This window comes from Oligella urethralis DSM 7531 (assembly GCF_000372065.1).
Lineage (GTDB): Bacteria > Pseudomonadota > Gammaproteobacteria > Burkholderiales > Burkholderiaceae_B > Oligella > Oligella urethralis.
Genome location: NZ_AQVB01000032.1, coordinates 1 through 10,237 on the forward strand (window position 1 = coordinate 1; position 10,237 = coordinate 10,237).

General features: G+C 39.7%; 8 protein-coding genes and 3 tRNA genes. 3 read left to right on the forward strand and 8 right to left on the reverse strand.

Annotated features, from left to right (window positions below; genetic code table 11):
* The 8 genes from A3GA_RS0110695 to mnmG form a co-directional block, all read right to left on the reverse strand.
* Nucleotides 1–493, reverse strand: a 493-nt coding sequence (locus A3GA_RS0110695) for a GTP-binding protein (protein WP_018027262.1), incomplete at its 3' end; no start/stop codon positions are given.
* 48 nt (nt 494–541) lie between these two features.
* Nucleotides 542–616: transfer RNA gene (locus A3GA_RS0110700), tRNA-Thr, on the reverse strand.
* A 212-nt stretch (nt 617–828) separates the two neighbouring features.
* Nucleotides 829–902, reverse strand: a tRNA-Gly gene (locus A3GA_RS0110705).
* A 60-nt stretch (nt 903–962) separates the two neighbouring features.
* A tRNA-Tyr gene (locus tag A3GA_RS0110710) sits at nt 963–1,048 on the reverse strand.
* A gap of 171 nt (nt 1,049–1,219) precedes the next feature.
* Entirely contained in the window at nt 1,220–2,272 is a 1,053-nt protein-coding gene (locus tag A3GA_RS0110715; RefSeq protein WP_018027401.1) for a ParB/RepB/Spo0J family partition protein, read from the reverse strand.
* A gap of 40 nt (nt 2,273–2,312) precedes the next feature.
* Complete coding sequence (locus A3GA_RS0110720; protein WP_018027402.1) at nt 2,313–3,092, reverse strand: ParA family protein; 780 nt, start codon at nt 3,090–3,092, stop codon at nt 2,313–2,315.
* A 1-nt stretch (nt 3,093) separates the two neighbouring features.
* Nucleotides 3,094–3,747 (reverse strand): 16S rRNA (guanine(527)-N(7))-methyltransferase RsmG, encoded by a 654-nt coding sequence (gene rsmG / locus A3GA_RS0110725; protein ID WP_018027403.1) that lies wholly within the window; start codon nt 3,745–3,747, stop codon nt 3,094–3,096.
* Nucleotides 3,748–3,829: 82 nt separating this feature from the next.
* Nucleotides 3,830–5,737, reverse strand: a complete 1,908-nt coding sequence (gene mnmG / locus A3GA_RS0110730) for a tRNA uridine-5-carboxymethylaminomethyl(34) synthesis enzyme MnmG (protein ID WP_018027404.1) — start codon at nt 5,735–5,737, stop codon at nt 3,830–3,832.
* A gap of 562 nt (nt 5,738–6,299) precedes the next feature.
* On the opposite strand from mnmG, the gene A3GA_RS0110735 reads away from it, so the two are divergent.
* From A3GA_RS0110735 to mnmE, 3 genes are all read left to right on the forward strand, one after another.
* Nucleotides 6,300–7,490 (forward strand): methionine aminotransferase, encoded by a 1,191-nt coding sequence (locus tag A3GA_RS0110735; RefSeq protein WP_018027405.1) that lies wholly within the window; start codon nt 6,300–6,302, stop codon nt 7,488–7,490.
* Nucleotides 7,491–8,103: 613 nt separating this feature from the next.
* Nucleotides 8,104–8,523, forward strand: a complete 420-nt coding sequence (locus A3GA_RS0110740) for an HIT family protein (RefSeq protein ID WP_018027406.1) — start codon at nt 8,104–8,106, stop codon at nt 8,521–8,523.
* Between the two features lie 12 nt (nt 8,524–8,535).
* A complete protein-coding gene (gene mnmE, locus A3GA_RS0110745) occupies nt 8,536–9,924 on the forward strand; it encodes a tRNA uridine-5-carboxymethylaminomethyl(34) synthesis GTPase MnmE (protein WP_018027407.1) in 1,389 nt (462 codons plus the stop codon).
* Nucleotides 9,925–10,237 lie beyond the last annotated feature (313 nt).

Genomic DNA, 10,237 nt, shown 5'->3' on the forward strand with positions numbered 1-10,237 from the left:
CTGGGAACTCGTACATGCTTAACAACTCACGTACTTCCATCTCAACCAACTCAATTAACTCCTCATCGTCAACTAAGTCAGCTTTGTTTAAGAATACTACGATGTAAGGAACACCTACCTGACGAGATAATAAGATGTGCTCACGCGTCTGAGGCATTGGGCCATCAGCTGCTGAACATACTAAAATCGCACCGTCCATNTGNGCCGCACCAGTAATCATGTTTTTAACATAGTCGGCGTGACCCGGGCAGTCAACGTGCGCATAGTGACGAGTAGGCGTTTCGTACTCTACGTGTGAGGTAGAAATGGTAATACCACGCGCTTTCTCTTCGGGAGCTGCGTCAATCTGATCATAATCACGCGCATCACCACCGTACTCCTTTGCAAGTACAGTACAAATCGCTGCTGTTAAAGTGGTTTTACCGTGGTCAACGTGACCGATAGTACCAACGTTTACGTGGGGTTTGGTACGTTCAAACTTACCTTTTGCCATGACCTACTCCTGAAAGATTCCTGACAGTTAGTGTGATAATTAATGTAGTGGTGCCCAAGGCGAGAATTGAACTCGCGACCTCTCCCTTACCAAGGGAGTGCTCTACCACTGAGCCACTTGGGCACTAGGAAACTTGATGCTTTGTGCATTGAGTAGCCAGCTATTAAATCAATAATAATTGCTGGTGTAATTCCTACACAATATTCAAAACAACAATTCTTATTAGCTACAAATAGCTAGAGTAAATCATTTGCCTGTTACAGATTATTTACTCTAATTATCTGGGGTGAAAATTGATGCTTGCTAGTCCTAGCGAGAACAGATATAAAGACAGTTGGAGCGGGTGATGGGAATCGAACCCACGCCGTCAGCTTGGAAGGCTGTTGCACTACCATTGTGCTACACCCGCAATGGGATACCTAACTAACGACCCTACATCTATAACTATTAGGCTCTAAGCAACACTCTTTGGTGGTGGAGGTTGGATTCGAACCAACGTAGGCGTTAGCCAACAGATTTACAGTCTGCCTCCTTTAGCCACTCGGACACTCCACCGCAAAGAATTAATTATGATAATAAGTTATTTGGTATTTGTCAAATACTATCATGCTGATAATTAAAAATGTTGTGTTTTTGTTGCTATTTAGCCAAGCTTTTAGACAACATATCCATATATTTTATAAAAAACTCAAAAGGCGAGCTAAACGACTGCCCTGAGCGTTGCTTTCAATTTTCAATCACATCCGCTAAGCCTTGCTTTTCTAGTAGATTATTTAGCTGCTCCCAATCATGAAAATCGATCAGTAACTGCCCTTTTTGTTTTGCATTTACCTTGATTGTTACTGTTGTACCTAAATAGTCCGACAAGGCTTCTTCTAAACGCAGCACGTCACGACTTCTTTCCTTGCTGACAGGCTTTTTCTGTTGCTTATCTTGATTTAAAAATTGCTTCACTAAACGCTCTGTTTCACGCACTGATAACTGCTTTGCGACCACTTGATGAGCTAATAGAATTTGTTCTGCTGAGTTAAGTGCTAATAAGGCTCTAGCATGGCCCATATCAATTAAGCCTTCGATTAACTGCTCCTGAACGGGTTCAGCTAAATTAAGTAATCTTAGCAAATTAGAGGTATATGAACGCGAACGTCCAATACTTTCTGCTGCTTGTTCATGCGTAAAATTAAACTCATCAATTAAGCGTCGTATACCTTTGGCCTCTTCTAAAGGATTTAAGTCCTCACGCTGCATATTTTCGATAAGCGCCATAATCGCGGCTTGCTCATCACTTACATCGCGAATGAGGACCGGCACTTCATTTAAACCAGCGATTTTTGCTGCTCTAAATCGTCTTTCCCCGGCAATAATTTCAAAAGCGTCCTTAGTTCCCGCTAAAGGACGTACTAGTAAGGGCTGCATAATCCCTTCACGCGCTATCGAGTCAGCCAATTCCTGCAACTTTTCCTGTTCCATCTTGCTGCGTGGCTGATACTTACCTGCACGCAATTGCTTTAATTGCAATGTATTTGTGCTGGACGCTTCGCCTTCGCTTTGAGGTGTAGCCACTTCAGTTGTGGCCTTCGTGCCGCTATCAACGGTCGCCTCTCCTCTAAGAACCTGAGCCATGCCGATATCATCACCTAACAAAGCACTTAATCCACGACCTAAACCCTTAGCTTGTTTTTTTGCGGCAGTGGCTTTAATTGTTGCTTTTTTTGCACTTGTTTTTTTAGCTACGGTAGTTTTAGACGCTGTTTTTTTACTTACTGATTTATTAACCATTTCTCGATACTTTAATTTAAACTTAAACTAATTACTTTAATTATTTTTTCTTAGTAATTTTTAAAAGCTCTTTAGCAAATTGCATATAAGCTTTTGCGCCACGCGATGATTTATCGTATTGAATGCCAGGCATCCCATAACTTGGCGCTTCAGCTAAACGAACATTGCGCGGAATAAGTGTTTTAAATACTTTATCGCCAAAATACTCTTCCAATTGCTCGGAGACTTGCTGCTGCAAAGTCATACGTGCATCATACATCACACGTAATAAACCGGTGATTTCCAAATTAGGATTAATATTTTGATGTACACGCTTAACCGTATTAACTAAATCCGATAAGCCCTCTAAGGCGAAATATTCGCACTGCATTGGAATAATCACGCCATCGGCAGCTGCTAATGCATTAATCGTCAATAAGGATAAGGTGGGTGGGCAATCAATTAAGATAAAATCATATTGCTTAGTTAATTCAGCAATCGCATTTTTCAAGCGATACTCACGGTCTTCTAATTCCATCAAATCAATGTCAGCACCAGATAACTCGCGATTACTGGCTAGTACATCATAAGCACCTGTTTCAGAGCTAACAACGGCATCATTAATGCCTACTTGAGCTATTAATACGTGATAAACATTTGATTCTAAATCATTTTTATCGACACCAGAACCCATGGTCGCATTACCCTGAGGATCGAGGTCAATTAAAAGAACCTTTTTCTTATTCGAGGCAAGACCAGCAGCAAGATTAATTGCGGTGGTCGTCTTACCCACGCCACCCTTTTGATTTGCTACACAATATATTTTAGGCAATTTAACCACCCTAATCCTTTTTACTTATCCATAGTAAACAACGCTCAGCATCCAGATCCACCACCTGCAGTTTTTGCCAACTACTTAGTTGCCAATCTGTATTACATTCTAAATCAGCAACCTCATCGGCTAGATAATGCCCCTTCATCGCCGCCAGTAGACCACCAACTTTTAAGGTATGACCAGACCAATTAGCAAAATCGCGTAAAGATGCGAAAGCTCTAGATATCACTAAATCTGCTTCATGTGAACGATAGTCTTCAATTCTACCGTGCTTTGAACGCAGATTCTTCAAACCCAGGCGTCCAGCGACCATGGTAATAAATGCAGTCTTTTTTTCAACCGCATCCACACATGTCACCTGCCACTGAGGACAACATATCGCAATAACCACACCAGGCAAGCCTCCGCCTGAACCCACATCCAATACAGTCAATGGTAATTGTGGATCGTAGCGCTCAACTAAGGACGGTATTACAGCAAGACTATCAAATAGATGCTGAATCAAAATTTGTTCAGCATCTTTTATCGCAGTGATATTATACGTTTTATTCCACTTCTGTATAAGCTCAAGGTAGAGCAAAATATCCTGCCTTTGTTTATCATCAAGCCTTAAACCCATTTGTTCTGCAGCTTGTTCTAGACGGATACTAAAGTCTATCATATGAACCTTACCTATCTGGTGTTAATTCGCATTGTTTCACGTGAAACATTTATTTATAAGCTAACATAGCTTTAGCGTTAGATTAGGCCTTTAACGACTGCTGTGCCCGCTTTAAGTGGATTAACAACAGTGAAATAGCAGCAGGCGTAATACCGGAAATACGAGACGCTTGACCTATGGTCTCGGGTCGATGCTTATTCAAAAATGAACGCGCTTCAATCGATAGGTTACTAATCGCATCATAATCAAAATCAGCTGGAATTTTCATATTTTCAAATTGCTGTTGACGCTTCACTTCTTCTTGCTGTCTATCGATATAGCCAGCATATTTAATCTGAATTTCCACTTGATCAATTTCATCATGGCTTAAGGTTTTATCCGTGCTAAAGCTATCACCCTCTTTGCTTTTTAAACTCATTAAGGCCTTATAACTAACATTCGGACGCTTAAGTAGTTCAGCTAAAACATAAGCTTTTTCAGGTGCAGTACCTAAGACGGCAGCCGCTTCGTTTTTATCAAAGGTCTCTCCGTGCACCCGAATAGAATGTAAACGCTTGATTTCAGCTTGAACATTATCACGTTTAGCAGCAAAGGCTTCCCAACGTGCCTGAGGTACCACACCTAAACGATAACCAATTTCTGTTAATCTAAAATCGGCATTATCTTCACGTAAACTTAGTCGGTATTCAGCGCGTGAGGTAAACATACGGTATGGTTCTGTCACGCCACGGGTAATTAAATCATCGACCAACACACCTAAATAGGCTTCATCACGGCGCGGCGTCCAACTATCCTTACCTTGTAAAAGTAAACAAGCATTAATACCCGCTAATAAACCCTGAGCAGCTGCCTCTTCATAACCAGTAGTACCATTTATTTGTCCGGCAAAGAATAGACCCTTAATGTGTTTACTTTCCAAGCTAGCTTTTAATTCACGTGGATCATAATAATCATATTCAATGGCATAGCCTGGTCGCAAAATATGTGCATTTTCTAGACCACGGATACTACGCACTAACTTAAATTGAATATCAAATGGCAAACTCGTTGAAATACCGTTTGGATAAATCTCATGGGTATGTAATCCCTCGGGTTCTAGAAAGATTTGATGTGAGTTTTTATCGGCAAAACGGTTAATTTTATCTTCAACCGATGGACAATAACGCGGACCGACCCCATCAATCTTACCGGTAAACATCGGTGAACGGTCAAAGCCACTACGGATAATGTCGTGGGTACGTTCATTCGTCTGCGTAATCCAACACGAAATTTGTGGCGGGGGTGGTTCTGTACGTCCCAGATAGGAGAAAACGGGTATAGGATCGGTATCACCTGGTTGCTCAACCAAGTGCGTAAAATCAATAGTACGCGCATCTAACCTAGGTGGCGTACCCGTTTTTAACCGTCCCTGAGCTAAGTTTAACTCCTTTAAACGATGAGCAAGACTGACCGATGGCGGATCTCCAGCTCTACCACCTGAATAATTATCAAGACCAACGTGAATCTTACCGTTAAGAAATGTTCCTGCTGTCAATATAACAACCGGTGCGTAAAACTTTAAACCGATTTGAGTAACTGCACCTATCACACGGTCGCCTTCAATCAATAAATCATCGACGCCTTGCTGGAATAAGTAAAGGTTTTCTTGGTTTTCTAAGATATAGCGAATCGCATTTCTATATAGGACTCTATCTGCTTGGGCGCGCGTTGCTCTGACTGCAGGGCCTTTAGAGCTATTAAGAATTCTAAATTGAATACCCGCCTTATCAATAGCTTGTGCCATTGCGCCGCCGAGCGCATCAATTTCTTTAATCAAATGCCCCTTACCAATCCCACCAATCGAGGGATTACAAGACATCTGACCGAGTGTTTCGATATTGTGTGTTAACAACAAGGTTTTAGATCCCATACGAGCAGCAGCTAAGGCCGCTTCCGTACCGGCATGACCCCCACCAACAACAATTACATCAAATTTATTTGGAAAGTCCATGATATTTTAAGGGTATAAAAAATTTATAGCGCTGAGACGGAGATAATATTTTATTGAATCAATTAATTAAGATGCGCCTTTATTTTTATGGTGAAACCACGTAACGCAGTATAAGGCGAGTAATCTATCCATCTGCATTTTAGAATTTATGTTGATGTATTTTACCATAGATAATTACCGCTATAAATTGATTTTAAAGAGTTGATGTTTCACGTGGAACAAGTATAAGAATTAGCTTTGATTCGTTGTAATTGAAGCTTCTGCTACTAGTGGTGCTCACTAATTTGCATATACAGTAATAACAAAGATAGATACAACAAGCAAGAAACGCTACCTTCTGCTTTGTTCCACGTGAAACAAAAATCAACTTAAATCGCTCACGTTCCACGTGAAACAAATGGGGATTGTGGATAACTTTGTGGATAAGCGTTGGTAAAGCTGCGGATTTAATCTGAACAATCTGTGCATAAGGCTTATAAGCATATGTATTATCAAAGTAAATAAATTGATAAGATATAGGGTGAATTACAATCAACCATGTGCAAATCAAGAAGGGGTTACTATGTCATTGAATAGTTCAGGTCTAAGTATTAAGTCTAAATTACCTGATGTTGGAACAACTATTTTCTCAGTAATGAGTCAATTAGCGCTTGATCATCAAGCAATTAATTTGGGACAAGGTTTTCCTGAGTTTAATCCTGATGTGAAATTGCTTAACTTAATTGATGAGGCGATGAGAGCCGGGCATAACCAATATGCACCGATGCCAGGTATTCCTTCACTAAGAAATCAAATCGCAGCAAAGGTAAATACACTTTATGGTGCGCAAATCAATCCTGATACTGATGTCACTGTAACGAGTGGTGCTACCGAGGCTTTAATGGTAGCAATACAGGCGGTGGTGCATCCAGGCGACGAAGTGATTGTGATTGAACCAAATTATGATTCCTATGTGCCGTGTATTCGATTAGCAGGTGGTCAACCTGTGATTGTCCAGCTAACAAAGCCAACTAAGGATAATTTACGTTACAGCATGAATTGGCAACAATTAAAGGATGCGATCACCGATAAAACTAAATTAATTATTCTTAACTTTCCGCATAATCCAACTGGTATCACACTCGAACAAAGCGATTTAGATACGCTAGCAGAGATAACCAGAGGAAAGAATATTTTTTTAATCGCTGATGAAGTATATGAACATATTGTTTTCGGTGATAAAAAATTTTTAAGCTTCTTAAGCCATGAAGAGTTGAAAGAAAAAAGTTTTGTTATTTCTTCCTTTGGTAAAACCTATCATAGTACCGGTTGGAAAATAGGTTATTGCGTGGCGTCATCAAAATTAATGAATGAATTCAGAAAAGTACATCAATTCACAGTATTTTCAGTTAATACTGCAATTCAAGTCGCGCTCGCTGAATTTATGAAAGAGCCTTCACACTATCTTGAACTTTCAGCATTTTATGAACAAAAACATGATTTATTGTTAAATGGTCTTAAGGATACCAAGTTTAAAGCTATTCCAAGTGATGGAACTTTTTTCTTATTAGCAGATTACAGTGATATAGACGATATAGCTGAAATTGATTTCGCAATTAAGTTAACTAAAGAGGTGGGTGTAACCTTAATTCCTGTTTCAGCGTTTTATAAAAATAGTGATTCTGTTGAAGCGAATAATCATATGCTGCGTTTCTGTTTTGCTAAAAGCGATGAGACCTTAATTCAAGCCATTGAACGTTTAAAAAATCTTTAAATATTGATGTTAATAGCTTAATTAATTTAAATACTTGTTTTTATTATTATGACTTGTGGATAAGTGGGATAACTTGTTTTTAGCTTGATAAATCAATTACTTAAAATAACGTTATTTTTGTATAAGTTTGATAACTAGATTAGATTTAATTGTGAATTAAATTAGCAGTGTTGTTTTGAATACTAGTTAATCCAAATACAAACACTACTTATCCACAATTAATTCTGCTTATTGATGCAAAAAAAGTTAATCAATATTAAATAACCACGCTCATTAGATATCTAACTAATCTTCATCGATACAACCATTTCAAATTAGAAGTGATGCGTAGAGGCTTGATATAGTAACTAAGCAAGATGAGAATAGATTATTAATTATTAATATTTATTTTTATTATTATGCTCTGTGGATAAGCTGAATAAGTCATTTTAAAGCTTTAATTTCAATTACTTAAGCTTGATAGATTTAGGCATAAGTTAGTGTTTTATAAAGACTGAGAAAGTGGATAATTTACGGTAGTGGCATGATAAGATGCTTTATACCAAGTTCAATCACTGCTTATTCACATTAGATGATGGGCTTAGCTCATAACTTTAAATTATAGGTAGACACAATGGAATATCAACCAGATAATATTTTTGCAAAGATCTTAAGAAATGAAGCGCCATCTTATAAGGTATATGAAGATGATGCCACGTATGTCATGATGGATATTATGCCGGAGTCGAGAGGGCATTTATTAGTCTTACCAAAAGAGGGCGCGGTGAATATCTTTGATATTAGTGATGAAGCGATTGCAGCATGTGCCAAAACCTGCAAAAAAATTGCCCCTGCTTTAATGAAAGCGACTAAGGCGGATGGTTTAATTATTAGTCAATTTAATCATGCACCAGCCGGTCAAACTGTTTTCCATTTGCATTGTCATTTAGTACCGGTTTATGAGGGCCAAAGTAGACAGTCCCATGGTCGTGTTGCTGCAGATGCTGATGAATTACAGGCTTTAGCTAAAGAAATCGCTTCTTATATTGAATAATTTGTTTTAAACATGTCAGTATTACAGTTTCGGAGTGATCCGATTGTTGCTATCGCAACCGCACCGGGCCGTGGTGGTATCGGTGTGGTACGCATTTCTGCAAAGGATTTGTCCTCATATATACAGGCTTTTTTTAAACGTGATTTAAGACCACGTCATGCTTATTATTTACCCTTTAATGATGCCGATGGTACAGCCATTGATGAGGGAATTGCTTTATACTTCAAGGGTCCGCATTCTTATACTGGTGAAGATGTGCTGGAATTGCAGGGCCATGGTGGTCCAGCGGTATTAAAGCGTTTAATTAAGCGTTGTTTAGAGATACCGCTAGCAGATCAGCGATTACGTCCAGCAGAGCCGGGTGAATTTACGCAGCGTGCTTTTTTAAATGGGCGATTAGATTTGGCTCAGGCAGAGGCGGTTGCGGATCTAATCGATGCGAGTTCCGAGTCGGCTGCTCGTAGCGCCATGGCTTCATTAAGTGGTGAGTTTTCTCGTTTGGTCAATGAGCTAGCAGATAGCATTGTGTATTTACGTATGCTGGTGGAGGCGACTTTGGATTTTCCTGAAGAGGAAATCGAGTTTTTAGAAAAATACGATGCTGTTCCACAATTAGAGTCATTACGTGCAAAATTACAGCATATTTTAGATATTTCTAAACAAGGAATGATTCTACGCGAAGGTGTGCATGTGGTCCTGGCTGGTCAGCCGAATGTTGGTAAGTCGAGTCTCTTAAACGCATTAGCGGGTGACGAGGTTGCAATTGTTACTCCAATTGCAGGTACGACACGGGATAGGGTGGTGCAGCAGATTCATTTGCAAGGTGTGCCATTGCATATCGTCGATACTGCCGGCTTGCGTGAAACGGAGGATACGGTTGAGAGTATCGGTATTGAACGTAGTTGGGCTGAAATTGCCAAGGCGGATGTGATTTTGCATTTACAAGATGCGGCAGAACCGGATCTGGATGCTAATCAAGATATTCTTAATAATATGCCCCCTAAAACACCTGTGATTACGGTATTTAATAAAATTGATTTACTTGATGATGCATCCTTAAATCAATTAAAGGCCAATAATGCAAAACAAAATACAGTTTTCTTATCCGCTAAGGCACAGCTTGGTTTAGCTGAGTTAAGTGAATTATTATTATCAATAGCTGGTTTGCAAGTTCAGCAAGAAACGCCATGGTTGGCTCGTGAACGTCATCTTCGTGCGCTTAATGAATCCATGATCCACTTAAATCAGGCTTATGGGTTTGCGCAACAAGATGACAGGGTGTTGGATTTATTTGCTGAGGAGTTACGTTTATCTCATGAAGCGTTAAACTCAATTACCGGTGAATTTACTAGTGATGATTTGCTCGGTGAGATATTTTCATCTTTTTGTATTGGTAAGTAGCTTGCTATTATCTTTTATTATTAAATGGCGTCTTTCATTTTTGATGGCGCCATTTTTTGTGTTTGCCCAGCGAGGTTGGCAAACCCGACAGGTTGCAAGAGACCTGTATCACCCTGACTAAGGGGAAGATAATCCGAATGGCAAGGGCGTTGCTGGCTAACGGCAGGGTCTGAAGGAAGCCATAGGAAGTAAGATGTCCATAGCGTTAGTGAACCTGATTCGGCAGGTTAGGGGGGTAAGCGTGCATAATCTCGCAAAGCCCAATACTTAGTCAGCCCTAACATGTGATTGAGGATGGCATATCTTACAGGGA